The sequence below is a fragment of the Methylomonas sp. ZR1 genome, from assembly GCF_013141865.1.
In the GTDB taxonomy this organism is placed as follows: Bacteria; Pseudomonadota; Gammaproteobacteria; order Methylococcales; family Methylomonadaceae; genus Methylomonas.
Map to the genome: position 1 here is coordinate 2,720,714 of NZ_RCST01000001.1, position 25,101 is coordinate 2,745,814.

A 25,101-nucleotide genomic window follows, 5' to 3' on the forward strand; every position below is an offset into this window, starting at 1 on the left:
CTGCTACTTAGATTGAAGATAAGTTTGACAGGGCTAATTTTTCGCCAGCATACTTCCGCGCGAACTGGGGCAAGAAGCCAACTCTAGGCATAGCTTTTCACAAACTAAGGCCGGCTATTTGGGCTTATGCACGGGTTAAGACCCGGTTGCCAACTCCCGCTGTTGCCGAAACAGGGCTTCTCGGCTAGCCACATCCGTATAATAGGGCTTGTGTTACAACCATCGAAAGAATGCCTGAAGCGGTCTAAATTCTGTCCAAAATAGAAGATGTCTCATGACTGACGAGCGCTGTAAGTCTGCACACCCTGACAATACTGTTCGACAAGAAGCTCAGAACAGACACCCAAACTCAAGCAAAACCAGCAGTTCCCTCGATGCTCCGGAGAAAATTTTGCATGAGCAGCAAGTACGTCTGCTTGAATTAGAAACCCAAAATCAATCGCTGATTCAGGCGCGAGACCGCTTCCAGCATCTTTACGATTTCGCCCCGCACGCCTGCCTCACACTCAGCCCGGACCAGCGAATATCCACCATAAACTTTGCGGCCGCCGCCTTGTTGGGTGGTGAGCGTCAACACTTAATTGGCCGTCATTTTTCAAGCTTGATTGCCGATCAAAGCCGCGACTTTTGGCAACGGCATTTATCGCAGATTCAGCAACGTAGCGAAATTCAGCCTTGCGAATTGCCAATGCTGCGTGGCGATAACGCTGCATTTCCTGCCAGACTCGACTGCCTGATGCTCACCGGTCTCGCCGACCAGCCGGAACTGCGTATTACCCTCACCGATCTCAGTCGACAATCACAAACAGAATCATCTGTGCAGGCGCAAAGCCCGGCACTGTCCGCGGCACTTATACAAGCCGCGCGGGATGCCATTGTCTGCATCGACGCACAATACCGTGTCGTATTATGCAATCCCGCAGCCGGCAAGTTGTTCGGCTGCCGCGCAGATCAAGCCATTGGCAACTCGATCGAATGCTTTATTCCGGCTGGTTTTCCGGCCATTTATTTAGCACCAACAGGCGATAGCGATCATCAGTCTAAAGAACTTCGCACAGTAACCGGTTTGCGCGCTAACGGCGAAGAGTTTCTTATAGAAGCCGTGATTTCCGAGATCGACACAAACCAGCAAACCTTGTATTGCCTTGTCCTGCGCGATGCAGACGGACGCAGCCCACTACCAGCCGAACATCATTTACAGGATCAGCTGTCCAAAGTGGCGGCTTCCGTACCCGGCGTTATTTGTTCTTTTCGTTTAGCTGCGGATGGCTCAGCCAGCATGCCTTATGCCAGTCAGGCGCTTGAATCTTTGTACGGACTGCCTCCCGAAGCGGTGGCCGAGGACTTTAGTCCGGTATTTGCCAGGGTGCATCCCGACGACATCAAACTGATCAACGAAACCATCAGCGAATCTGCGCGCAGCCTGACGCCTTGGCGCGACACCTTTCGCTACCAACACCCTAGTAAAGGCGAAATCTGGATAGAAGGTCATTCCATGCCGATGCGGGAACAGGGCGGCAGCATTTTGTGGCATGGCTATCTCCAAGATATTACCGCGCGAAAACAGGCTGAATCGGTCTATCGCGACCAGGATAGGGAACTGCAACTGATCATGGATGCCACGCCGGCGCTGATCGCCTATTTGGATGTCGATTTTCGCTATGTACGGGTAAATGCGACATATGAACACTGGTTCGGCATCTCTCCGGAACAGGTTATCGGCCGCACCGTGCCGGAAATTCTGGGTGGCGCGGCCTGGGACATAGTCCGCCCGTATCTGGAGCGGGCATTGGCGGGCGAGCCGGTTAGTTTTGACCAGCAAATTCCTTATGGCAACGGCAAACCCCGCTGGGTGCATGCGACCTATATTCCCAATGCCGATGAAGCCGGCAGGTTGAAAGGTATTGTGGTGCATGTGATCGACATCGAAGAGCGCAAACTGTCCGAGCAGAAAATTGCCTTATTGAACCAACGCTTGGAACGCCGTCTGGAGGAAATGCAGGTTATTTACAACACGGTACCCATCGGACTCGCCATCGCCAATGACAATAGCGGACAACATATCCGCGGAAATCGGGCGAATGAGCAGATGCTGGGCGTGCCCCCCACCTCGGAACTTTCACTATCGAGCCCAACCCCGCCGGCCATCACAGTATTGCAAAACGGCTATCCGCTGGCCGCTGAAGATCTGCCGATTCAGCGTGCTTGCCGGGGAGAAGTGGTGAGCGACGAGACGCTGGATATAGTCCGCCCAGACGGGAAAGTGATTACCGTGGTATCCAATGCATCGCCCTTGCTGGACAATAAAGGGCAGCCGCGCGGGGCCGTTGGCGCATTTTTGGATATTACACCGCTGAAAGTCGCTGATGACGCCCTGCGCCGTAACGAGGCTTTCGTACGCTGCGTTCTGAATTCGCTGCCCGCGCATGTGGCAGTACTGGATGATAGCGGCTTGGTGACGACGGTCAACGCGCCCTGGGATTGCTTTGCTATCGAGAACGGCGGTTCGTCCAGTCAATTGTCGGAAGGCGCCAACTACCTTGAAGTTTGCCGCCGCTCGTCGGCGACAGGCGACCGGGACGCACAGAAGGCTTTGACCGGCCTTGAAAGCCTGATAGCGGGCCATCAACAGGAATTTATGATGGAATATCCCTGTCGGACCGCGCTGGGCGAGCTTTGGTTTATGATGCATGCCAAACGCATTACCCAAGGTTTCCAGGGCATGATTATTACCCATGTAGACATTACCGAACTGAAACGCACCCACGCGGAATTGCGGCATACCGAGACCCGCCTGGCACTGATCATCGACGAAGTGAACGCCGGTTATTGGGACTGGGATTTGGTCTCGCAAACCTTATTTCTCTCGCCGGAATGGAAACGGCAAATCGGTTTTGACGACCATGAGATGCAGAACCGCTGGGAGGAATGGGAATCTCGCTTGCATCCGGATGATCGGGCATGGGTCCTGGCAAGCACCAAAGACTACCTGTCCGGGCATGTATCCGCTTACGAACTGGAATTCCGCTTACGCCACAAAAATGGCTCCTACCGCTGGATACATTCGCGCGGCAGCTTATTGAATGATAAAAATAATCGGCCTTATCGATTGCTGGGCATCAATTTCGACATCACCGACTATAAACTGACCCGGGAATTGAGCGAACGCCGAAATCGGATGGAACAGTCATTTCGAGTATCGTTGGCGACGCAGACGATAGCGGCGATTGCCCACGAATTAAACCAACCCCTGGCCGCTATTTCCTCTTATGCCGACGTGGCGTTGCGCCTCTACCAATCGGAAAAACCGGATTCCCAAAAACTCAACCACGTACTGGAAGCCTGTGTGCAACAAGCTCAGCGTGCCGGCGAAGTCATCAGACAATTATTTAGCCATTTGAATAAAACCGAGGCCGTCGGTGAACGGGTCGATATTAACTTTCTCGTGACAGAAGCCTGCGCGTTTATAAAAAACGACAAAACCCTAGACACTTTAAACATAGAACTGGATCTTGCCGCCGACTTACCGCAGACCACGGTCAATGCGCTGCAAATTCAAAAGGTGCTGGTCAATCTGATCATTAATGGTCTGGAAGCGATGCAGGAACACGGTAAGCTATCCGAGGTATTGCGCATTACCACCGGCCGATACGCCGACGATCCTGATATGGCGGTAGTCTGTGTTTGTGACAGCGGTAAAGGCCTGGCGGACGCCACTGCCCTGAAAATGCTGTTTCAGCCCTTTTACTCGACTAAACCCGCGGGACTGGGAATGGGCTTGGCCATTAGCCGCGCCTTGATCCAAGCCCATGGCGGCCAACTGTGGGCGGAGCGGAATGTCGGCGACGGCCTTAGCCTGTTCTTTACCTTACCGTTTGCGAAATGAATACTCAGCCCTGCGTATTCGTGGTAGACGACGACGATGCAGTCCGCGACAGCTTGGGTTTGGTATTTGAAACCGCGGGCCTCCCGTATCAAACATTTGCCAGTGCCGAGTGCTTTCTTGAAAGCTATTCTCCGGAGCAGCCAGGCTGTCTAGTGCTGGATGTCAACATGCCGGGTCTGGATGGTCACGAGTTGCAAGCCGAACTTATCCGCCGCCACATCCACCTTCCCATTATTTTCCTGACCGCCTATGGCGACATACCGATGACAGTGCGCGCGATGAAAGCGGGAGCTGTTGATTTTCTGACCAAACCGGTCAGCACCGAACTATTGCTCGACAGAGTACAGGCCGCGCTACAGCTTGAAGTCAACACTCACGCACAGGCCATAAAAGGGCAAGCGCAGTGTAATCGGCTAAGCGGGCTGACGTCACGCGAACTTGAGATTATGGGGATGGTGGTGGCTGGTCTAACCAACAAAGAAATAGCCAGGCGTTTGGGGATTAGTCACCGCACTGTTGAAATCCATCGCGCCAAAGTGATGGAGAAAACCGGCGCGCCGAATCTGCTGGAACTCGCCCGCATCTATGCGGCCTGCCGGCTTTGAGTGTCTCTAGCTCGTTACCCCGCCCTTCGCTACCCTTGTTTCTATGCCGGCGGAAGGCCGATAGCCCCAAATGCACGTTATTAATAGAGCTGATGAATATTACTAATTTAACAAATCCTGTTTTTTGACTTACCGTATGCCGGCGTCAAGTAAAACCCCATATACAAGACCCGTTAGCAATACCAAATCCGAAAATAGGTGTAACGATGGCTAGAGAAAAACTGACTACTGCTCAAATAAATCTGCTGAATAAATGCCCTAAGGAATGGGCTGTCGTACCGGTTGGATCCACTAATAAAACATTGATTGCGCTGATGAAAAAAGGCTTGGTCGATTCGCGGCTATTAATCAATACATTGTTCCCTGAGCTGTCCAGGTGCGAATGGCGCATAGCGCCCTAGCCGCCAAAACAATAAAAAGCGCTTGCAGGCCTGCGTTGTTCGGCGGAATAAGACATAGCCAATAATGTCTCCCGGATTTTTGGATCGCCGTCCAAATGCTGGTGATGACTGATCAACTTCCGCGGTTACCGGGAACTTTGTCCAGTAAAATGACATCCGAAAACTAAGTTTGATTGAGCATTTGGGCCGGTACATTTAAAATCCCTACCTAGATACTCAGATTTTCTTGAGAAGCTTATTATTTTGGTCGAATGTTATTTAGGTCGTATTTTTTTTACATCAATTCGCCGGTTGTCCTCTACAGCATGCGTGTATGCGGCGGCATAGGTCAGTGGTAGCTACTATGATGACTAGCGATGATTCGGCACGCCGCCGAGGGGCGCGCCGTCAGCAAGAACGCCGGACTAATCCGTTCGCCTTCAACTCAGCGGAGTGGATCGCTTTCGTTCAGCAACAATATGTGCTGTGGCCAAAACAAGACAGGCGGGTTTTGGATCGTCGGCGGGCCGAGCGCCGCGAGATTGATCGTCGCGCCGGACTGCGCGACGCGGAGCGAGAAATCCCGTTTCAACGCACTCGCTGGTTTTCCGCAGAGCACATCCTCGACGACGAGGAAAAGCAAATGATCCAAGCGTTATTCGCCGAAGAAGAGTAAGCGGCCCGGCTGCCAACATCAACGCAACACGATGTCCGCCGGATGCCGCACCTGCACGGCAAAACGCTGTTTCGAGCGCCGCACCCACCCCCGCACTTCCACATCCTTACCCACATAGGTTTCCAGCGGCGGAAACAAGCCGGCCGATATTGGCTCGACACTGATAGATACCGCATCGGAGAATTGCAGGTAGCTGTGCTTCGCTGTGTTTTTGAGCCCGCGGATGCGTCCAGTTAAGCGCTTCCAACCCTGGTAATTACCCTCATGGAGCAGTTCCGCAGCCAGCGGCGCGTAGGCTTGGCCCCCCCAAATCCCTAATTTGGCTTGTTCGGCACTGCGCTGGGCCGACAGCAAGCTGTCGAGATATTTGAAGTTCGGCGGAAAAATATTCACCGTGGCCAATCCGCGTTTCACCAGTTCCAGATTGATATGCTCCTTGTCCTCGGTAAACACGTAGGCCAAAGTGCGCTGATATTTGTCCTGTTTTTCCACATCGCCTTGCAGAAATACCTTCTGATGCTCCAACTTTTGCTTCAACCAGGCTTTGGCCTGCTCGCCGCCGGCTTCTGCTGACTTGTTACGGCCGGCAACCTCCGGGGTATTGATCCCCAAAAAACGGACTTTCTGGCCGTCGCTTAATAAGATAGTATCGCCATCGAACACCTTTTCTACCCTATAAAAGGCAATGCCGGGATCGATACTTAAGACTTTGGCGTTTTCATTGCCATGGTCGGCATAATGGCGGCGACCTTGCGGATCGGTCCATTGATAGACTTCGGCAGATAGCAAAGCCGGCAATATCGCCAACAGCCAGAGACAGTGTTTAGTGCTTTTCTTCATTTTTTTCGATCACCATGACTAACCAACAGATTATCGCCGCTACGCAGGCCTGGCTAAAAACTTTTGTTATTGAATACAATATTTGCCCGTTTGCCCGCCGCGAGCAGGAGAAAGGCAGTATTCGCTATCAGGTCGTGTCGAGCAACAGCATTGAGGATAGCCTGGAAGCGGTCATTGCCGAGTGCGTGCATCTCGATTCCGAGCCCGACACCGAAACCACCTTGCTGATATTTAATGAGGCGTTTGCCGACTTCGAAGATTTCCTGGATTTGCTGGCTATCGCCGAGCAATTGCTGATCGATCAAGGCTACGAAGGCATCTACCAATTGGCTAGTTTTCACCCGGACTATTGCTTTGCGCAAACGCCGACAAACGACCCCAGCAATTACACCAACCGTTCCCCCTACCCCATGCTGCATCTGATTCGCGAAGACAGCATCGAAAAAGCCGTCGCCAGTCATCCGGACCCGGAGGGTATTCCCGAGCGCAATATAGCGCTGACCCGCGAATTGGGTCTGGAAAAATTGCGGGCGATTGTCAATGCCTGCTACCAACAGTAGCGAAAACCTTTACCCGTATGCGTTCGGTTTTCTCGTTTCAAGATTAGCCGAGTCCTGATATGGCAAAGCGGCGGCGCAAAATAAGTCTTTCGAATTGTTGTTACGTCAGGATTGCATAGAGCCGTTCACGAGGGAACTCGACTCGCGCCGGTTTATGCGCGGCCATCTCAGCGGCTCACTTTGAGTCCTCGGCTTTTTAGCAATTGTCGGATTTAGATGATAATTTATAGCCGGGAGTGGCACATGAAACAATGTTTTCCAAGAATATCAGCGTTTGGCTTGGCAATCGCCGCAGGCTTGGTCGGTATCTTGGGATTTACGGCACTGATGGGCTTGAGCCTGCAGCAAGAGCGCGATAACCACATAGAACACGCGCGTATCGAAACAGCAAATATCGCTCTGGTTCTGGAGGGGCATGCGCTGGCCACCCTACAAAAAATCGATCTGATTCTGAAAGATATTCAGGGGCATATTCAACCCGAGGACATGCGCAGCAGCCAATTCGATAACGCCGTTGAAAACCATGCTATGCAAGCCTTGCTGCAGGAAAAGGCCAACGATATTCAGCAAGCGGCGGTGATCGAGATCGGCGGAATCCAGATATTCAATACCAACGGCGATTGTATCTACAGTTCTATCGATGCTCAGCCAGCCATCAATGTCGCCGACAAAGAAAGCTTTCAATTTCATAGGGATCATCGCCAGACTGGCTTACACATTTCCCCGCCGGAAATATCCCGTACTCTGGGCATCTGGCATATCTCCCTGACCCGGCGTATCGATTTTCCCGATGGCGGCTTTGCCGGATACGTTAACGTCATCGTGCAATTGAGTTCGTTCGAAAGTTTTTACGCGACGTTGAACCTTGGCGAACACGGCGCGGTGTTACTCCGCGACGAACAGATGAGGCTTTGGGCACGCCATCCGCATCTGGAAGCCAATCTAGGCAAAACCATGCCTAACCACCCCCTGCACCAATACATCGCCCAGGGTATGACCCACGGCTCCTATCTACAGCCCGGCCCGGGCGATGGCGTCAAACGCCTCTATAGTTTTCGACGGGTCGGCGATTATCCTTTGTACGTGCTGGCCGCCATCGCCGAACAGGACTATCTGGCCGAATGGCGGAAACATCTGGCCTGGTACGGTACGGCCGGACTCGTCATCTTGATTGCTTCGTTAGTGTTAGCCTTGGTTGCACGGCACAGCCGTTTGAAATGGCAGAACAACGAAAGAAATTACCGCTACATTATCGAGAATGCACCGGTCGGCATTTTTCAGAGAAATTTTGCAGGTCAGTTTAGCTTTCTGAATCTCACTTTGGCACGCCAATTGGATTGCGACTCCGTCGATACCTTTCTGCAACATTATGTGCCGGCCGAGAAGCTATGGGCCGATCTCGATCAATTGAAGTTGTTTTATCAGTTGCTGCAGACAAATAAAGAGGTACGCGGCTTTGAGGCGCAAGCGGTGCTCGTAACCGGGCAAACTAAATGGTTCTCGATGTCCGCTTATCTGGATGAAGAAAACGGACAGATCAACGGTTTTACGCTCGACATTACCGAACGCAAGCAAGTCGAAGAGCAACTCAAAACATCGGAAGAGCGTCTGCGCTTGACGATGGATGTGGCGCAAATCGGCATTTTCGATTGGGACGTCATAAAGGACAGTTTCGAGATGTCACCGATTTATTTCACCATGCTGGGCTATCAAGCAAAACCCGGCCCCGGTGATCGTAACGAATGGCTGGAGCGCCTCCATCCGGACGACAGAGCCGGCATCGCCGAAAAAATTACGGCCGTATTGTCGAAACGCGCCAATGCCTACAGTTACGAAGCCAGGATGCGCCATGCCAACGGCAGCTATCGCTGGATCAGTGTTAAAGCATTCTGCGTGCAGCGCGGCGACGACGGCATGGTTAGCCGTATCCTGGGCATACGTATGGACATCACCGACCGCAAACGCTACGAAGTCGAATTGGAGCACTACAAAAATCATCTCGAACACCTGGTAAACGAGCGCACGACGGAGTTGTTGGACGCCAGGAAACAAGCCGAAAGTGCCAACCTGGCCAAATCCGATTTCTTGGCAAACATGAGCCACGAGATACGTACCCCGATGAACGCCATCATCGGCCTGACGCAACTGGCATTGGATACCGAGCTGAACCGGAAGCAACACGATTACCTCAGCAAGGTATTGAATTCATCGCGAGCCTTACTGGGTATTCTGAATGACATTCTCGATTACTCAAAAATCGAAGCCGGGCGCATAGACATTGAGGCCATCGAATTCAGCCTGGAAGAAATACTGCGGGCGACGGCAGACTTGTTCTCCATCCGTGCCGATGAAAAAGGCCTAGAGCTGTTCATCGACATAGCACAGGATGTGCCCGATCAGTTGCAGGGCGACCCGCTCCGCCTCAGCCAAATCATTAACAACCTGGTCGGCAACGCCATTAAATTCACCCATCAAGGCGAAGTCCACCTTCGCGTCGAGACGCAGGAAAGAACGGACAATGCCATACGCCTGCGTTTTGCGGTAAGAGATACCGGCATCGGCATCACGGCCGAACAAGCCGGCCAACTGTTTCAGCCTTTCGCGCAGGCCGACGCCGGCATCACCCGCAAATTCGGCGGCACCGGCTTGGGGCTAACGATCTCGAAACGCCTGGTGGAATTGATGGCGGGAGAAATCACCCTGGAGAGCGAACCCGAATCCGGCAGTACCTTTGCCTTTACCGTTAGACTAGGCCTGCCGGCCGGTATTTCGTCCAGCGAGCAGACACCGGGCCGGCGTTTGCAGGGTTTATGCCCCATGCGCACCCTGGTGGTCGACGATCAGGAAACTTCACTGACGATACTGCGCTCGATTTTGGAAAGTTGGCAATTCGAAGTGGCGACGGCCGATTCGGGCGAAACAGGTTTACGCTTGTTCGCCGAAGCGGCGCGATGCGGCAAACCCTTCGAACTATTGTTATTGGATTGGAAAATGCCCGGCATGAACGGTCTGGAACTAGCCGAGACCATAGCCCATAACGAGCATAACAGCCGGCCGCCAATATCCATCATGATCACGGCTTATGAGCGCGAGGCGCTGGCCAAGTCGGCCGGCAACATTCCAGTGGACGCGATCATCGCCAAGCCGGTAACGCCCTCCAACCTGCTCAACACCCTGATCCAACTGCAACGAAACGAAACCAGCCAGCCTGTTCCCGCCGCCGAAGTATTCAACGCCACCCGAACCACGCTGGCAGCTATCCGCGGCGCGCGGATTTTGCTGGTCGAGGATAATCAACTCAATCAACAGGTGGCACAGGAATTTCTGATTAAAGGCGGCTTGGCGGTCACGACTGCCAACAATGGCCTGGAGGCCTTGGCATGCCTGGAGAAATCCCATTTCGATGCGGTGTTGATGGACCTGCATATGCCGGTGCTGGATGGCCTGGAGGCCACCCGTAAGATTCGCCAATTGCCGGCGTTAAAGGAATTGCCCATCATTGCCATGACTGCGGCGGCGATGAATCAGGATAAAGAGGCCTGCGTAGCGGCCGGCATGAATGACCACATCGCCAAGCCGGTCGAACCGGAAGAACTCGCCAATGCGCTGGCGAGGTGGATCAAGCCCAAACCCGCTACGGCGCAGCAGGAAAAAGCTGCCGACATTCGCCCGGATACCAAGGCGATTGCCCAACTCGAGAGCAATCTGCCAGGCGTGGCGGTGCAAGCGGCTTTGGCCCGGCTGGGAGGCAACATTGGCCTTTACCGGCGCCTATTGCTGGCGTTTGCCGAGCAGCATCGGAACGCTGCAACGCTATTGCACCAACGGCTTGCCGATGGCGATTCGGAGCAACTGTTTTTACTCGCTCACAGCCTGAAAGGCGAGGCCGGCAATTTAGGTCTCGGCGCGCTTCAAGCCTCAGCCGACCGACTGTGCCGGATGCTCAAAGGCGGAGAGGAGAGGAATTTGACGGCGCAAACGGAACTACTTGCTCAGGAATGCGAGGCGGCACTCCTGTTATTGAGTCAGTCATTAGAAGATGCTGACGATAGGCGGCTTGCCTTATCGGTTAATTCAGAAAAACTGTTTAAACATGCCAATCTGCTGCCCGACCTACAGAAATTGCTTCGCCAATTGAAAACCAAGAATCTGGATGCCCGGTATTCGGTCACCGATCTCGCCGACAAGATAGGCGATCATGAACTCGCCTTGGAATTTGCGGAAATTGCGCAAGCGACACAAAAATTGCGCTACGATGCAGCATTGATTGCATTAGAGAAACTCTTAGAGCGCAATAGCTGGACAGACCATGAATAGCCAAGATAAACGACCGAAAATACTGATCGTAGACGACTCCTTAAATAATATCGAGGTGTTGAGCAACATCTTGGGCAAGGGATACAGCACCCGCTTTGCCAGCGATGGCTCCGAGGCTTTGGCGCTGATCGGCCGCGACGCGCCGGACCTGATATTACTGGATGTCGTCATGCCGGGCATCGACGGCTTCGAGGTTTGTAAGCAACTTAAAGCCAACCTCGCGACTCGCGATATTCCGGTGATTTTTCTGACCAGCTTGGATAGCGCCGTTGATGAGGAGTGCGGTCTGTCTCTGGGCGCCGAGGATTTTATTCACAAACCGGCATCCGCGCCGGTGGTGTTGGCACGGGTCCGTAATCATCTGGCCCTGGCCACCACCAGGCGCGAGCTGAAACAGCATAACGAAAATCTTGAGCAATTGGTGGCCGAGCGCACGGCAGAGTTGTTCCGCAAAGATCGGCAGCTAATCGCCGCGCAAAGCTCCATCATCGCGGCTTTTTGTGCCTTGGCAGAGGTCAGGGACAACGAGACCGGCAACCATATACGCCGTACCCAACGATACGTGCAGTTGTTGGCCGAACGGTTGCGCACCAATGCTCGCTATAGTCTCACCGATGGCGACATCGAACTGTTGTTTAAATCCGCGCCTCTGCACGACATCGGCAAGGTTGCCATTCCCGATGCGATACTGCTTAAGCCGGGAAAACTATCACCGGATGAATGGACGATTATGAAAACGCACTGCGCGGAGGGAAGGTCTGCCATCTTGTCGGCGGCGCGGGATTTTGGCGACAGTGACTGGTCATTTTTAAATTACGCGGTGGAGATCGCCTATTGCCACCATGAAAGATGGGATGGCGCCGGTTATCCGCAAGGGCTTTCGGGAGAGCAAATCCCGCTGAGCGCCCGTTTGATGGCAGTCGCCGACGTTTACGACGCTCTGATCAGCAAACGGGTTTATAAAGAAGCGTATCCCCACGAAGAAGCGGTGCGGCTGATCGCTAAAGGCCGGGGAACGCACTTCGATCCGGATGTCACCGATGCCTTTTTGGCTATCGCCGAGGCATTCGATGAAACCGCTCAGCGCTACCAGGATGTCGGCGACGCCAAGCCTGCCATGGAGACCAAAGCGCATTCGCTATCAGCTAAATCCTGAAAGACATAGCAAAGTTCATCTTGCCGACACAACAAACGACCGGGATGGAAAAACCCGATTAATGCCAACCTGCATCAAATAGCTTGCTTTCATCCCCTATCCGCGGACAAAAACGGATTGGCTATATGGAAAACCGCGCAGATGGACAATCTGGCTCATTCAGACCTAAAACCCCGCTAAGCCTTGGCCCGCAGGGTATTCAGGTTTGTATGGCCTAATACTTTATGAGTAGTAATCAAAATCCTCTTTTTTCTCTATCTTGAAGCCCGGCTCGACATTGATTTCAATATCCTTGAGTTTGGTTTTTTCCGGGGCCGGCGTAGCGCGTACCTCCTCCATAAACGCCTTGAACCAAGGGGCATTAATCACGCCGGCCATATCGTCGTCTTGCAATATATTTTGTTCGTCGGGCAAACTGCCAAATTCCCTGGCGGTTTGCAACGCCGCCAAGCAAGCATCGTTATCGCCGCGTAATGCATAAACGCAGGCCAGATTGTAAGCCGCGCTGCCTTTTTGAATGGCGCAGGCCTTCTCGAAAAAATCTTCCGCTAAATCGTAAAGGTCGGGCTTCGCCGCCTCAGCACTGATGCGGGCCAATTCCATAAATGCCACGCCGCCGTCTATTGCCGCCCCTAAATAGTTAGGCGAAATCAATAAGCAAAAAGAAAACTTGGAAATGGCGTCTTCGTAAGTTTCAACCGCGGCTTTCGGTTCTTGAGTCCTGGCTTCGTGTAATAGCCCAAATCCCCAGTGATACAGCGCTTCGGAGACGATCAAATGGTCGGCAATGACATTAGCAAAGCCTTGATACGCACCCTTGTATAGTTGCTCGGCTTTGCTGCCTTCGCTTTTACGGGCCTGGGCAACTTGCTTGATCGCCGCGTCCAGGGTGGAACGCTTTTTAAATGAACTCAATAGCGACATCGATGAATCCTCACTTCTGTTTTATAAACCGGGTTACGATAAAATAGCTGGGCATACTACAACATCCCAACCGGAAAATGTTAATGAACGACTCTCTCCCCGATCTGGAAAAAGCCAAGGTGAATTTAGAAACCTCGTCCATTCCCTGGGCCGAGTTGCAACGATTTTTCGCGGCCGGCCTGGCAATCTCGGTTGCAAAGGAACTGGATCTGGTGGAAGTGGCTTATCAGTTCTCGCGCGACAACAAGGCGCAAGTTGAGCAATGGCTGGATGCCGGCCTAATCGGTCATGTTTCGGATCGACAGGCCGGCGAATGGATCAGTGCCAACAGTTCGGTGTGGGCTGTGGTGGTCAGGCCCTGGGTGTTAGTTCAGGCAAATACTTGCGCGCCAGCCAATAATCCACACTGACAAACCGGCCGCCGCCCAGGAAAAACAAAGCCAACAACATGACGAAATAGGTGGCGGCAAACTCTATCCCGTTATTCAGTATCACCAAGGCGCCGTTCTCGGTGAGCCATTGATAGTCGCCCTGCACCTGTAAAATTTCCTTGGCCCGCTCCAGTCGCTCAATCGCGCCTATCGTGCGTTCGGTGGCAAAAATGCCGCTACCGGCCGCAATGGCCAACCAGCCATTTTGGAGATGCGCGCTGACCGCTGCGACCACCATGATGATCATCAATGGCAAAGTGATAGGCCGGGTGGCAAAACCTAACAGTAAAAACAAGGCGCCGACGATTTCAAATAGCGCGACCAGAAACACCAACACATACGGCGCCGGCAAACCCAAGCCCCATTCAGCATTACCAAACCACTCGGCCGTGTCGGAAAAATTGGCAAATTTTTTGGTCCCCGCCATCCAAAATACCGGTGCCAAATACAGCCGCAGCAACAGCGGCGCCAAAAAGTCCACGCATTTAGCAGTATCGCAACTGCGTTGCGACAGTTGCATAATCCCCGGTAGTTTATCGATAACCACCGCCATTAACGCAGTAAAAGACGTATTATTCATATTCATTCCCCTCCCCCAATTTTTTATTATGTACCCGCTTTTATGAACATCAGCAGTTCGTGCATTTTTACAGACATTCCAGCTCAGTTGCCAATAGAATTATGCCAAACCTTGTTTAGCAAGCCTACTATTCGCATCGAGCGCATCGTTTCCAAGGGTCATTGCAACTCCGAAAACGAGTGGTACGATCAAAATCAGGACGAATGGGTAATATTGTTACAAGGCGAAGCCAGACTGACATTTGCTCAATCCGCACCTGTCGATCTAAAGCCCGGCGACTATCTGCTGATTCCAGCGCATTGCCGGCATAGGGTGGATTGGACCCATCCGGACATTGAGTCGATATGGCTGGCAATCCATATTTTTGCGGAGCCGGTTGCGGAATAAACGGAGATTCGGCGAGAGACGACTGCCGTGCCCATGACCGGGCACGACACGTCAAACGGATTAGCGGGGCTTGGCCGTTTGCGCACGCGGTTTGCGCGAATTCGGCGCGCGTTTAGCCGACTCCCCTGCCCGGCCATTATGCGGCCGTCTGGCCGCCGGCTTGTTCGGCTGAACCGGTTTCGGCTGCGGCTTGCTATTGGTCACCGCCAAAGATACTCTCGGATAGCCGGTATCGTCGACTCGCGGAATCTGCCTTTTCAACAGTTTTTCGATGGCAGCCAACAAGTACGCCTCTTCCGGATCAACCAGCGAAATTGCCTGCCCTTCAGCGCCAGCTCGGCCGGTACGGCCGATACGATGCACATAATCTTCCGCTACTTGCGGCAAATCGAAGTTCACCACATGCGGTAATTGATCGATGTCCAGGCCGCGCGCGGCAATGTCGGTGGCAATCAACGCGGTAATGGAGCCGTTTTTAAAATCTTCCAAAGCCCGCACCCGAGCGCCCTGGCTCTTGTCGCCGTGCAAAGCGGCACAACGGATGCCATCCTTGATCAACTGCTTGGCCAAACGATCCGCGCCATGCTTGGTGCGGACGAACACCAACACCTGCTGCCAATGGCCGTTGCCTATCAGGTAGGACAGCAATTCGCGCTTGTATTCACGGTTAATGCCATACACCAGTTGCGAAACGGTATCGGCCGCGGCATTGCGCTTGGCAACAGCGATTTCAACTGGATCGGTGAGGATTTGTTCGGCCAGCGCGCTAATTTCCGGGGCATAGGTCGCGGAAAACAGCAGGTTCTGGCGTTTACTCGGCAACAACGCGATGATTCGACGAATATCGCGGATAAAACCCATATCCAGCATTCGGTCCGCTTCGTCGAGTACGAAATGCTCCACCTTTGACAAACCCAGATGTTGTTGCTGAATCAAATCCAGCAAACGGCCTGGAGTGGCAACGACAATATCGGTGCCGCGCTGGATCTTCTGAATCTGCGGGTTGATACTGACGCCGCCAAAAATCGCCTCGGCAAAAAAAGGTAAATGCTTGCCATAGGTTCTGACGCTTTCATAAACCTGCATCGCCAATTCGCGGGTCGGTGTCAAAATCAATACCCGAACCGGCCGCGGCTTTTGCGGAACCGGTTGTCCTTGCAACAACTGTAGCAAAGGCAAGGTAAACCCGGCGGTTTTACCTGTGCCGGTTTGCGCGCCGGCCAGCACATCGCGGCCTTGCAAAATGACCGGAATAGCCTGCGCCTGAATCGGAGTGGGAGTTTCATAGCCTTGCTCTGCAACCGCTTTAAGAAGCTGCTCGGACAAACCCAATTCTGAAAATAACATGCAAAAACCTTATTTTATGCCCGCAATTAACGGGTGTATGAATAGAAAAGATATGGCATGATGGGCACGCCACAGTAGCAAAAACTGACTTTGCACCTACACTAAATCCTCAATAGCATTACCGCAATTCTTCAGCAGAGGCCACAACACATGAGTTTCGAAAAACGAATTCACCGTAGAGTAAAACCTAGAGGCCTGCAGGCCGGCATTATTTTCAATAGCAGAACACCCCGGGAAATTTCGCTGAATGCGGAAATTCTGGACATCAGCTATAGCGGCATCCGGGTTAAGCTTCAAGACCCCATCAGTCCCGATGTTGCCGGCAAAGTTAAAATCACCATGGTATTGCCTGAATCGGGAACGCCGTTCAGTGTACACGGCATTCTGAAACATCAACATGTCGATTCGGAATGTGGCTTACACTACGTAGACCACGTGGAAGGTTCTATCGACGATCTGATGTTTGAATGCGTGGAACTGGACGACACCACCGTGCTGATTAAAACCGCTTAATCGTCATCCCGGCACCAAACGGCACCTGCTCGCCGTAAATCGCTGTCGGCAAGTTAGCTGGTAATCACAAACCGCACCGCATCCAGCCGCAACTGAGTTTCCTGTATGCTTTCGTGCGAGAGCATGGTCATCTCCTTGAGTTGCTCTATTTCCTGCTCCTTGATGCCGGGATTGATCTTTTTCAGCCGCACCAGACGTTTGATTTCCCCGGTTAGCGTGGCTATCATCAGATTACTGCTTTCCGCTATCAACTTCTGCATTTGCGCACCCGCCAACTGCTCCGCGACTTTGATCATATCCTGAATATGCTGACGTTGGCTGTTCAAAAACTGGCTGATTTGCGCCTTATCGAAGCTATCGCCGGTCTCGACCAAGCTGTCGTGGCTAATAACAGCCGTTAGATCCTTTTTATTTTGATCGACCAAAACGCGCAGCGGCGTGTGCGGTAAAAATCGGCCGATTTGCAATTCAGCGGGCGCGCTGCATTCCGCAACAAACAACAGTTCCAGCAGGAATTGGCCGGCTTTCAGTTGTGGATGTTTGACCACGCTGACCGCGGCATTGCCGGTCTCGCTGGATAGCACCAAATCCATGGCCGACAACACCATAGGATGTTCGGCGGTCAAAAATTGCATGTCTTCCCTGGCCAACGCGATGTCTCGGTTGATGGTTACCGTCAAACCGTCGTCTTGCAGCATCGGAAAATGGGCGATGCGCAGATTTTCGCTGGGCCAGAGGATATGACAATCGCGCGAATGATCTTCAACATCGACGCCATAACAATCAAACATCGCTTCCATAAACGGCCACAAACTACCGTCGCGTTCGCCGGCATTGATCTCTGCCACCAGGCATGCGGCTTCTTGCGGGCGGCAAGAATTTAGCTCCAACAGCAAATCGCGGCCTTTATGCAATTCCTCTTCAACTTGGCTGTTCAGGACCTTGGTGTTGGCGATCAAAGCCTCGACTGCCGCCGCATCGCGGCTAAGCAATGCACTGTCACGAGCATCGCCGAGCAACTTCAAGACTTGTGCGGCACCTGAACAATTATGCCGGAATGCGTCCAGGCCCTCGTCGTACCAACGGAATAATACGTGCTGAGCACTATCGAGCAGATAAGGGATGTGAATTTGAATCACATGCTTTTGGCCGATTCGATCCAAACGACCGATACGCTGCTGCAACAAATCCGGATTTTCCGGCAAATCAAACAAAAACAGATGCCGCACGAATTGAAAATTGCGCCCTTCACTACCGATCTCGGAACAAATCAACACTTGCGCGCGGCTCTCTTCGTCGGCGAAAAATGCCGCCGCCCTATCCCGCTCGACGATACTCATGCCTTCATGAAACACCGCTGCCGTATGGCCGACGTGCTGCCGTAATAATTGCTCCAGCTGGATCGCGGTTTCCGCGCGTTTGCAAATCAACAAGGCCTTTTCGTCGCCCAAGGCCTTCAACTGCGCAACCAGCCAATGCAGATAAGGACTGTTGGCTAAGTCCGCCGTGTCCTCACCTTGCAGCGGATAAGCATGGCGTTGCCGATCCGGAAAGCCCTGAACGGTTTGCCGAGAGTTTCTGAACAAAATCCGGCCGGTGCCATGATGATCGAGCAACAATTTGATCAGCTCTTCCCGAGCATTGGCTTGACTGTCGTTAACCTGCTGCAGCAGTTTGTCGACGTTGTCCTGTTTTAATAAACTTTTCAATTGCTCCTGCTGTAAGGCATCCAGCACTTCGCCGGAAATCAGCAAATTAGCCAGTCGGGCCACCGGCTCAAACTGGCTTTCTTCAATTAAAAATTGTTCGAAGCGATAAAAACGATCCGGATCGAGCAAGCGCAAACGCGCAAAATGACTTTCCTTACCCAACTGCTCGGGGGTAGCGGTCAACAGAATCAGACCGGGTGACGCCAAGGCTAACTGCTCGACAAATAGATAATCGGCGCTAGGTGCGTCTTCGCTCCACTCCAGATGATGTGCTTCGTCAACCACCACCAGATCCCAACCGGCATCCAAAGCTTGTTGCTGGCGATGCGGAGAATCGGCAAAGAAGCGCTGGCTGCACAGCACTAATTGCTCGCTGAGAAACGGGTTCTCGTCGGGACTGGCAAAGCAGCGGCTTTCGTCAAAAATGCTGAAGCGCAGATTGAAGCGGCGCAGCATCTCCACCAACCATTGATGCAGCAGGCTTTCCGGCACCAAAATCAACACCCGCTTGCTTAAACCGTTGATCAAGCGATGTTGAATGATCAAACCTGCTTCTATGGTTTTACCCAAACCCACTTCATCGGCCAGCATAATCCGCGGCAAAGCACGGCTGGCGGCTTGATGGGCGATATACAGCTGATGCGGAATCAGTGAAGCCCGCGCGCCCTGTAGACCTTTGGTCGCGGCTTGTTGATGCTGTTGCTGACGCCGCCAGGTTTCATAGCGTAATAAAAACCAGGCTGTCGGGTCGAACTGGCCGGTAAATAAACGATCTTGCGGTTTGTTAAATTGAATATGATGGTTAAGTTCCATCTCGTCGATTTGCTGCAACTGACCGTCTTCATCGATACCGATGTAAGTCAACAAACCATTGTGTTGTTGCACCTGTTGCACGCTAATCTTGGCGTAATCCGCCGATTCGATCACATCACCTTCGTTGAACTGCACCCGGGTCAACGGCGCGTTATCTCTGGCGTAAACCCGGCGGTCGCCGGTCGCTAAAAATAGCACGGTGACACGGTTAAACTCGGTGTCTATGACCATACCCAAACCGAGTTCCGATTCGGTATTACTAATCCAGCGTTGGCCGGGAATAAACTCATTCATGTTTTGATTCTTGGAAATTTGATTCGACTTTAAAAGCGCCGTGTAAAGCGGCTGGGATGATATGAAAAGCCGATTAATTCATGATTAATTGGTCGAGGAAAAAGCATCGAGAATTTCAGCAACGCTTGAAAACATGGTTAAATTTAGCAGAACACGCCTATTTTCAATGCACTAAAACTCATCATTTTCAGGAACGCCATGGCAAAGCCCGTCACCCCCTTGTTAGCCGCCGATATTTTGATCGAACTGATCGACCACCCCCAGCGTCCCTTCGTGTTGATAGAGCGGAAATATCCACCCTATGGCTGGGCAGTACCCGGCGGGTTTGTCGATGTCGGCGAAACGATTGAGCACGCGGCCATCCGCGAAGCTAAGGAAGAAACCTGTCTGGATGTACAACTAACCGTACTGCTGGGCCTTTACTCCAATCCGCAACGCGACCCACGCAACCACACCGTCACCGCTGTCTACCTGGCGCAAGCGCATGGCACACCGATGGCGGCCGACGATGCTAAAAACTTTGGTTTATTCAACTTCGACAATCTGCCCAGCCTGCTGGCTTTCGATCACGCTCAGGTTATTGCGGATTACCGGCATTATAAACTGGCAGGCGAGGTAACGCCTCTACGAATATAAGTCTTAGCTGATTCAGCGGTGTGCAGACAAAATTTAAGACCTGATCAGCCTTTCAGACCCAACACATCCTGCATATCAAACAGTCCCTTAGGTTTGTCCGCTAACCAAGTCGCGGCTCTTACCGCACCGTTAGCGAAGGTCATACGACTGCTGGCTTTATGAGTGATTTCCACCCGCTCACCCTCGTCGGCAAACATTACCGTATGCTCGCCGACTATATCGCCGGCCCGAATCGTGGAAAAGCCGATGGTTTTGCGGTCGCGCGCGCCGGTATCGCCTTCACGGCCATAGATGGCACAGTCTTTCAAATCGCGCCCCAACGCCGCAGCAACCACTTCACCCATCCGCAACGCGGTTCCGGACGGCGCATCGACTTTGTGCCGGTGGTGGGCCTCTATCACTTCGATGTCGGTGTACTCACCCATCACCTTGGCGGTCATTTCCAACAACTTTAAGGACAGATTGACGCCGACGCTGAAATTGGGTGCGATGACTATTCCCACATCCTGGGCAGCCTCAGCAATCGCGGCTTTTTGCGCCTCGCTGTAACCGGTGGTGCCGATCACTATTTTTTTGCCGGCCTGCCGACAGATTTCGATGTAATCCATCGACGCATCGGGCCGGGTGAAGTCGATCAATACGTCAAATTTTTCAGTCAGAGCAGCCAAGTCGTCGCAGACTTTAATGCCAGCCGCCGACACACCGGCCAGTTCACCGGCATCCTTGCCCAGCGCCAAGCTATCGGGGCGGGATACCGCTACCGTCAACTCGGCGTTCTCCGCCGCCAGCGCGGCTTTCAGCAAACATAAACCCATGCGCCCGGAAGCGCCTACTACCGCGATCCGCACCATGGCTTACCCTGTTAATTTATCGAAGAAGTTTTTAACGCCATCCATCCAGCCATGCTCTTGCGGACTGTGATGTTTGCCGCCGCCGGATAAGGATTCGCCCAACTTCTCGATCATGGCTTTTTGGTCTTTGGTCAGATGTACCGGCGTTTCCAGTTGCACCTTGCATAACAAATCGCCGACTGCACCGCCTCTGACCGGCTTCACACCTTTGCCGCGCAAACGGAACATGCGTCCGGTTTGGGTTTCCGGTGGAATCTTCAACATGACCTTGCCATCCAGCGTAGGTACTTCAAGTTCGCCACCCAAACAGGCCATTGGAAAACTGATCGGTACTTCGCAGTAAAGATTCGCACCGTCGCGGGTGAAGATCGGATGATCCTTGACCTGCACTTGCACATATAAATCCCCGGCTGGTCCGCCGTTCGCACCGGCTTCGCCTTCACCGGCTAAACGAATCCGGTCACCGGTATCGACACCGGCTGGCACTTTGACGTTGAGGGTTTTGGTTTCCTGCACGCGGCCTTGGCCGTAGCACTTCGGACAAGGATCCTTGATTTGCTTGCCGGTGCCGCGGCACGTAGGACAGGTTTGTTGCACCGAGAAAAAACCTTGTTGCATCCTGACTTGGCCGTGACCATGACAGGTGTTACAGGTGATCGGGCTGCTACCTTTTTTGGCGCCGCTGCCGTTACACTCAACGCAAGCCACCAATACCGGCACCTTGACTGTAGCTTCGGTACCACCTACGGCTTCTTCCAGGGTCAGTTCCAGGTTGTAACGTAAATCGGCACCGCGTTGCACGCTGCTGCGTTGCTGCCGGCCGCCACCGAAAATATCGCCGAATACATCGCCGAAAATATCGCTAAAATTCTCCGCCCCACTAAAGCCGCCGCGCCCGCCGCCCATCGACGAATCGACGCCGGCGTGGCCGAATTGATCATACGCCGCGCGCTTTTTAGGGTCGGACAAAATCTCGTACGCTTCCTTGACCAGCTTGAATTTTTTCTCCGCTTCTTCCGGATTATCCTTGTTTCTGTCGGGATGAAATTTCATCGCCATCTTGCGATAGCTCTTCTTGATTTCGGCTTCGCTCGCGTTGCGATCCAATTCCAGCAGTTTGTAAAAGTCTTCTTTTGCGGCCATTTAAATGTCTTGAGTCACTTGATGAATTTATCTATTTATTTTTACTTTCTATATTCGGCCTTTATTGGCTCGCTAAACTTTGGCGGCAATAATGCCTGTTGATCTCGCTGAAAACTCAACAACTCCCTTGCTTTGAGCGACACTATTTCGGAAGGTATCAATTCAACGATGCCGGCATCGATCTCTTCTGCTCGGGTTTCCGCCAAGTCTAACCAATTATTCATAAATCTACGCTGCCGATTCAATATAAGTACCGTGTTCCAAACGATTCATATACAAATCGATCATCGGAAAACATAATTCATAATCGCCCCACACCAACTCACCATATTCGATCCGGAAATCTGAAAATTTCACAGCATCGAGGTAGGCCCGAATATCAGGATGCGGGGAACGCATCAAAAATCCCTTGAAGTCGATAATCTGCTCCTTACCATCATCAAATTTTAAGCGCAAAAGATACGAATCGATCTGCTCGGCGCTACAAATATTAACAACTTGATTCATTTTAACCTCGTACAAATGCGTTCCGGTCGAATCGATTTATGCCAAACAAAATAATCGATCCATTTTTGCACAATGTCATTAACACGAGCCGTGACAATTTCGCGGAAATATTGCATCTCACCCTCGGATAACATTTCACGGCCGGAGACTGTAATATAACGAACACTATCAACTAGCCCGTCTACCAGAATAATTTCGGCCTTCGCTTCCCGCCCCTGACATTTGCCGTGAACATGAACGGGTTCGTATTCATTGGCATAAAACATCACAATTAAACCGAAATATTCGTATAGTTTTGGCATTGCCGGTTCTTGCCTGTATTTCTGCCGAATTCGGTTTATTCAATGTAGGATGGGCTGACACCAGGAAGCCCATCGTTTGCAAAAGGTCCGCGGTGTGAGTACCCTACATGACTAATCTGACCTAATAGGGCATAATACGGCGCAATGCCCGTTGGTTATTGCGCCCTACCGGACTTAACATTTAAGGCGGAAACCGCTAAGCGTTCCGCCCTATGAAAGATTGAAAGGCGGATCGGCTTACGCCATCCGCCCTACACCTTACTTCTTATCGTCCTTAACCTCTTCAAATTCTGCATCGACCACATTGTGATCATGCTCTGCGGCAGCCTCCGCCGCGCCGGCTGCATGTCCGGCCTCGGCGCCGCCTTCCGCGCCTTTCTGCGCATAAACACGTTCCGCCAATTTGCCCGACAATTCGGTCAAGGCATGGGTTTTCGCTTCAATCGCGTCTTTATCGTCGGATTTAAGCACCGCTTGCAGGTCTTTGATCGCAGATTCAATCGCCGATTTTTCGTCGCTGGCTACTTGATCGCCCAGTTCTTTCAGCGACTTTTCGGTGGCGTGGATCATGCCTTCAGCAGAGTTACGCGCAGAAACCAGTTCTTTTAATTTCCGATCTTCGTCGGCGTGCGCTTCTGCGTCCTTGATCATGCGTTCGACTTCATCGTCCGACAAACCGCTGGAGGCTTTAATCACGATGGATTGTTTTTTGCCGGTAGCTTTGTCTTTCGCCGATACGTTCAAGATACCGTTGGCGTCGATGTCGAACGACACTTCGATTTGCGGAATACCGCGCGGTGCCGGCGGGATGTCTTGCAAATCAAAACGACCCAATGATTTATTACCGGATGCCATTTCCCGTTCGCCTTGCAATACTTGCACGGTCACCGCGGTTTGATTGTCGTCCGCAGTCGAGAAGGTTTGCGAGGCGTTGGTTGGGATCGTGGTATTTTTCTCGATCAATTTGGTCATCACGCCGCCCAGGGTTTCGATACCCAAAGACAGAGGTGTTACGTCCAACAACAATACGTCTTTAACATCGCCGCCCAATACACCGGCTTGAATCGCCGCACCCAGCGCTACCGCTTCGTCAGGGTTAACGTCTTTGCGCGGCTCTTTGCCAAACAGTTCTTTAACGAACGCTTGCACTTTCGGCATACGGGTTTGACCGCCAACCAGAATCACATCGTTGATTTTAGAGGTCGAAATACCGGCATCTTTAATCGCTTGCAAGCAAGGGCCTTTGGTTCTTTCGATCAACTCGTCAACCAGCGACTCCAGTTTGGCGCGGGTCAGTTTCACGTTCAAATGTTTCGGACCGGATGCGTCGGCGGTGATGTACGGCAGATTGATGTCGGTTTGCTCAGCTGAAGACAATTCGATTTTGGCTTTTTCTGCCGCTTCTTTCAGACGTTGCAGCGCCAATGGATCGTTGTGCAGATCGATGCCACTGTCGCGTTTAAATTCGCCGGCCAAAAAGTCGATGATGCGCAAGTCAAAGTCTTCACCGCCCAGGAAAGTATCACCGTTGGTGGCCAATACTTCGAATTGGTGCTCGCCTTCGATTTCAGCGATTTCGATGATGGAAATATCGAAAGTACCGCCACCCAAGTCATAAACCGCTATAGTGGTGTCGCCTTTCGGTTTGTCCATGCCAAACGCCAACGCTGCCGCAGTCGGCTCGTTGATGATGCGTTTGACGTCCAGACCGGCGATACGGCCGGCGTCTTTGGTGGCTTGACGTTGTGAGTCGTTAAAGTATGCCGGTACGGTGATGACGGCTTCGGTGACTTCTTCACCCAGGAACGCTTCAGCGTCTTTTTTCAGTTTCATCAACACACGTGATGATACTTCGGGCGGCGCCATTTTTTTACCGTGGCATTCCACCCAAGCGTCGCCATTGTTGGCTTCCATAATTTTGTAAGGCACCATTTTGATGTCTTTTTGTACCGCGTCTTCTTTAAAACGGCGGCCGATCAAGCGTTTGATCGCGAACAAAGTGTTTTCAGGGTTGGTCACCGCCTGCCGTTTGGCGGACTGGCCGACCAATACTTCATTGTCGCCGGTAAAAGCGATGATGGAAGGCGTGGTGCGCGCGCCTTCGCTGTTTTCGATAACCCGCGCGGTGCCGTTTTCCAGGACTGCGACGCAGGAGTTGGTGGTTCCTAAATCGATGCCGATCATTTTGCCCATTGATATTCTCCAGACTTGAATTGGTAATAAATTAAAAAGTTGTTAGCGATA

Annotated in this window: 22 protein-coding genes; 11 read left to right on the forward strand and 11 right to left on the reverse strand. The window is 52.4% G+C overall.

Annotated features, from left to right (window positions below):
- The first annotated feature begins 391 nt into the window (after window positions 1-391).
- The 4 genes from DDY07_RS12220 (at window position 392) to DDY07_RS12235 (ending at window position 5,547) form a co-directional block, all read left to right on the forward strand.
- A complete protein-coding gene (locus DDY07_RS12220) occupies window positions 392-3,886 on the forward strand; it encodes a PAS domain S-box protein (RefSeq protein WP_171696103.1) in 3,495 nt (1,164 codons plus the stop codon).
- Window positions 3,883-4,491, forward strand: coding sequence for a response regulator transcription factor (locus DDY07_RS12225; RefSeq protein WP_171696104.1), 609 nt, complete (start codon window positions 3,883-3,885; stop codon window positions 4,489-4,491). Before DDY07_RS12220 ends, DDY07_RS12225 begins: the two co-directional genes overlap by 4 nt.
- 206 nt (window positions 4,492-4,697) lie before the next feature.
- Complete coding sequence (locus tag DDY07_RS12230) at window positions 4,698-4,892, forward strand: hypothetical protein (protein ID WP_165385980.1); 195 nt, start codon at window positions 4,698-4,700, stop codon at window positions 4,890-4,892.
- 343 nt (window positions 4,893-5,235) lie between these two features.
- A complete protein-coding gene (locus DDY07_RS12235) occupies window positions 5,236-5,547 on the forward strand; it encodes a hypothetical protein (RefSeq protein WP_051669669.1) in 312 nt (103 codons plus the stop codon).
- Between the two features lie 18 nt (window positions 5,548-5,565).
- On the opposite strand, the gene DDY07_RS12240 is transcribed toward DDY07_RS12235, so the two are convergent.
- Window positions 5,566-6,387, reverse strand: a complete 822-nt coding sequence (locus DDY07_RS12240; RefSeq protein ID WP_171696105.1) for a thermonuclease family protein — start codon at window positions 6,385-6,387, stop codon at window positions 5,566-5,568.
- Window positions 6,388-6,401: 14 nt separating this feature from the next.
- Here DDY07_RS12240 and DDY07_RS12245 point away from each other — a divergent pair, with 14 nt between their 5' ends.
- The 3 genes from DDY07_RS12245 to DDY07_RS12255 all read left to right on the forward strand — a co-directional run bounded on the left by DDY07_RS12245 (window position 6,402) and on the right by DDY07_RS12255 (window position 12,420).
- A complete protein-coding gene (locus tag DDY07_RS12245) occupies window positions 6,402-6,947 on the forward strand; it encodes a DUF1415 domain-containing protein (RefSeq protein ID WP_171696106.1) in 546 nt (181 codons plus the stop codon).
- Between the two features lie 243 nt (window positions 6,948-7,190).
- A complete protein-coding gene (locus tag DDY07_RS12250; RefSeq protein WP_171696107.1) occupies window positions 7,191-11,264 on the forward strand; it encodes a response regulator in 4,074 nt (1,357 codons plus the stop codon).
- Window positions 11,257-12,420: a two-component system response regulator gene (locus DDY07_RS12255; RefSeq protein WP_171696108.1), complete on the forward strand. Its 1,164-nt coding sequence runs from the start codon at window positions 11,257-11,259 to the stop codon at window positions 12,418-12,420. The genes DDY07_RS12250 and DDY07_RS12255 overlap by 8 nt, the downstream gene beginning before the upstream one ends.
- 222 nt (window positions 12,421-12,642) lie before the next feature.
- Here the strand turns inward: DDY07_RS12255 and DDY07_RS12260 are convergent, their stop codons facing one another.
- Window positions 12,643-13,344, reverse strand: coding sequence for a hypothetical protein (locus DDY07_RS12260; protein ID WP_171696109.1), 702 nt, complete (start codon window positions 13,342-13,344; stop codon window positions 12,643-12,645).
- An 83-nt stretch (window positions 13,345-13,427) separates the two neighbouring features.
- Here DDY07_RS12260 and DDY07_RS12265 point away from each other — a divergent pair, with 83 nt between their 5' ends.
- The gene (locus tag DDY07_RS12265) at window positions 13,428-13,754 is read left to right on the forward strand and encodes a DUF2288 domain-containing protein (RefSeq protein WP_171696110.1); all 327 of its coding nucleotides are present in this window, start codon (window positions 13,428-13,430) and stop codon (window positions 13,752-13,754) included.
- Here the strand turns inward: DDY07_RS12265 and DDY07_RS12270 are convergent.
- Window positions 13,696-14,355, reverse strand: a complete 660-nt coding sequence (locus DDY07_RS12270; RefSeq protein ID WP_240618108.1) for a DoxX family protein — start codon at window positions 14,353-14,355, stop codon at window positions 13,696-13,698. The genes DDY07_RS12265 and DDY07_RS12270 overlap by 59 nt on opposite strands.
- Window positions 14,356-14,397: 42 nt before the next feature.
- Here DDY07_RS12270 and DDY07_RS12275 point away from each other — a divergent pair, with 42 nt between their 5' ends.
- Window positions 14,398-14,742, forward strand: coding sequence for a cupin domain-containing protein (locus DDY07_RS12275; RefSeq protein WP_171696112.1), 345 nt, complete (start codon window positions 14,398-14,400; stop codon window positions 14,740-14,742).
- A 60-nt stretch (window positions 14,743-14,802) separates the two neighbouring features.
- Here the strand turns inward: DDY07_RS12275 and DDY07_RS12280 are convergent, their stop codons facing one another.
- Entirely contained in the window at window positions 14,803-16,089 is a 1,287-nt protein-coding gene (locus DDY07_RS12280; RefSeq protein WP_171696113.1) for a DEAD/DEAH box helicase, read from the reverse strand.
- A 150-nt stretch (window positions 16,090-16,239) separates the two neighbouring features.
- Between DDY07_RS12280 and DDY07_RS12285 the strand changes: the two genes are divergently transcribed.
- Window positions 16,240-16,602, forward strand: a complete 363-nt coding sequence (locus tag DDY07_RS12285) for a PilZ domain-containing protein (protein WP_033155569.1) — start codon at window positions 16,240-16,242, stop codon at window positions 16,600-16,602.
- Between the two features lie 53 nt (window positions 16,603-16,655).
- On the opposite strand, the gene rapA is transcribed toward DDY07_RS12285, so the two are convergent.
- Window positions 16,656-19,418 (reverse strand): RNA polymerase-associated protein RapA, encoded by a 2,763-nt coding sequence (gene rapA / locus DDY07_RS12290; protein WP_171696114.1) that lies wholly within the window; start codon window positions 19,416-19,418, stop codon window positions 16,656-16,658.
- Window positions 19,419-19,616: 198 nt separating this feature from the next.
- On the opposite strand from rapA, the gene DDY07_RS12295 reads away from it, so the two are divergent.
- Window positions 19,617-20,054 (forward strand): NUDIX hydrolase, encoded by a 438-nt coding sequence (locus DDY07_RS12295; RefSeq protein WP_171696115.1) that lies wholly within the window; start codon window positions 19,617-19,619, stop codon window positions 20,052-20,054.
- Window positions 20,055-20,098: 44 nt separating this feature from the next.
- Here the strand turns inward: DDY07_RS12295 and dapB are convergent, their stop codons facing one another.
- The 6 genes from dapB to dnaK form a co-directional block, all read right to left on the reverse strand.
- Window positions 20,099-20,905 (reverse strand): 4-hydroxy-tetrahydrodipicolinate reductase, encoded by an 807-nt coding sequence (gene dapB / locus DDY07_RS12300; protein WP_171696116.1) that lies wholly within the window; start codon window positions 20,903-20,905, stop codon window positions 20,099-20,101.
- Window positions 20,906-20,908: 3 nt separating this feature from the next.
- Window positions 20,909-22,048 carry a molecular chaperone DnaJ gene (gene dnaJ / locus DDY07_RS12305; RefSeq protein ID WP_171696117.1) on the reverse strand — a complete coding sequence of 380 codons (1,140 nt, stop codon included), beginning with the start codon at window positions 22,046-22,048 and terminating at the stop codon, window positions 20,909-20,911.
- Between the two features lie 41 nt (window positions 22,049-22,089).
- On the reverse strand, window positions 22,090-22,272 hold the full coding sequence (locus DDY07_RS12310; protein ID WP_171696118.1) for a hypothetical protein: 183 nt from the start codon (window positions 22,270-22,272) through the stop codon (window positions 22,090-22,092).
- 4 nt (window positions 22,273-22,276) lie between these two features.
- On the reverse strand, window positions 22,277-22,555 hold the full coding sequence (locus tag DDY07_RS12315) for a DUF2442 domain-containing protein (RefSeq protein WP_171696119.1): 279 nt from the start codon (window positions 22,553-22,555) through the stop codon (window positions 22,277-22,279).
- Window positions 22,552-22,857 (reverse strand): DUF4160 domain-containing protein, encoded by a 306-nt coding sequence (locus DDY07_RS12320; RefSeq protein ID WP_171696120.1) that lies wholly within the window; start codon window positions 22,855-22,857, stop codon window positions 22,552-22,554. Before DDY07_RS12320 ends, DDY07_RS12315 begins: the two co-directional genes overlap by 4 nt.
- Before the next feature lie 258 nt (window positions 22,858-23,115).
- Window positions 23,116-25,050, reverse strand: coding sequence for a molecular chaperone DnaK (gene dnaK / locus DDY07_RS12325; RefSeq protein WP_171696121.1), 1,935 nt, complete (start codon window positions 25,048-25,050; stop codon window positions 23,116-23,118).
- Window positions 25,051-25,101: the final 51 nt, after the last annotated feature.

Excerpts from the sequence above, each read along its gene's own strand:
- DDY07_RS12275 (WP_171696112.1), top strand. The coding sequence starts at position 14,398 with ATGAACATCAGCAGTTCGTGCATTTTTACAGACATTCCAGCTCAGTTG.
- DDY07_RS12260 (WP_171696109.1), bottom strand. The coding sequence starts at position 13,344 with ATGTCGCTATTGAGTTCATTTAAAAAGCGTTCCACCCTGGACGCGGCG.
- DDY07_RS12265 (WP_171696110.1), top strand. The coding sequence starts at position 13,428 with ATGAACGACTCTCTCCCCGATCTGGAAAAAGCCAAGGTGAATTTAGAA.
- dapB (WP_171696116.1), bottom strand. The coding sequence starts at position 20,905 with ATGGTGCGGATCGCGGTAGTAGGCGCTTCCGGGCGCATGGGTTTATGT.
- DDY07_RS12235 (WP_051669669.1), top strand. The coding sequence starts at position 5,236 with ATGATGACTAGCGATGATTCGGCACGCCGCCGAGGGGCGCGCCGTCAG.
- DDY07_RS12310 (WP_171696118.1), bottom strand. The coding sequence starts at position 22,272 with ATGAATAATTGGTTAGACTTGGCGGAAACCCGAGCAGAAGAGATCGAT.
- DDY07_RS12240 (WP_171696105.1), bottom strand. The coding sequence starts at position 6,387 with ATGAAGAAAAGCACTAAACACTGTCTCTGGCTGTTGGCGATATTGCCG.
- DDY07_RS12320 (WP_171696120.1), bottom strand. The coding sequence starts at position 22,857 with ATGCCAAAACTATACGAATATTTCGGTTTAATTGTGATGTTTTATGCC.
- DDY07_RS12255 (WP_171696108.1), top strand. The coding sequence starts at position 11,257 with ATGAATAGCCAAGATAAACGACCGAAAATACTGATCGTAGACGACTCC.
- DDY07_RS12225 (WP_171696104.1), top strand. The coding sequence starts at position 3,883 with ATGAATACTCAGCCCTGCGTATTCGTGGTAGACGACGACGATGCAGTC.
- DDY07_RS12245 (WP_171696106.1), top strand. The coding sequence starts at position 6,402 with ATGACTAACCAACAGATTATCGCCGCTACGCAGGCCTGGCTAAAAACT.
- DDY07_RS12280 (WP_171696113.1), bottom strand. The coding sequence starts at position 16,089 with ATGTTATTTTCAGAATTGGGTTTGTCCGAGCAGCTTCTTAAAGCGGTT.
- DDY07_RS12315 (WP_171696119.1), bottom strand. The coding sequence starts at position 22,555 with ATGAATCAAGTTGTTAATATTTGTAGCGCCGAGCAGATCGATTCGTAT.
- dnaK (WP_171696121.1), bottom strand. The coding sequence starts at position 25,050 with ATGGGCAAAATGATCGGCATCGATTTAGGAACCACCAACTCCTGCGTC.
- DDY07_RS12285 (WP_033155569.1), top strand. The coding sequence starts at position 16,240 with ATGAGTTTCGAAAAACGAATTCACCGTAGAGTAAAACCTAGAGGCCTG.
- rapA (WP_171696114.1), bottom strand. The coding sequence starts at position 19,418 with ATGAATGAGTTTATTCCCGGCCAACGCTGGATTAGTAATACCGAATCG.
- dnaJ (WP_171696117.1), bottom strand. The coding sequence starts at position 22,048 with ATGGCCGCAAAAGAAGACTTTTACAAACTGCTGGAATTGGATCGCAAC.
- DDY07_RS12295 (WP_171696115.1), top strand. The coding sequence starts at position 19,617 with ATGGCAAAGCCCGTCACCCCCTTGTTAGCCGCCGATATTTTGATCGAA.
- DDY07_RS12270 (WP_240618108.1), bottom strand. The coding sequence starts at position 14,355 with ATGAATAATACGTCTTTTACTGCGTTAATGGCGGTGGTTATCGATAAA.
- DDY07_RS12250 (WP_171696107.1), top strand. The coding sequence starts at position 7,191 with ATGAAACAATGTTTTCCAAGAATATCAGCGTTTGGCTTGGCAATCGCC.
- DDY07_RS12230 (WP_165385980.1), top strand. The coding sequence starts at position 4,698 with ATGGCTAGAGAAAAACTGACTACTGCTCAAATAAATCTGCTGAATAAA.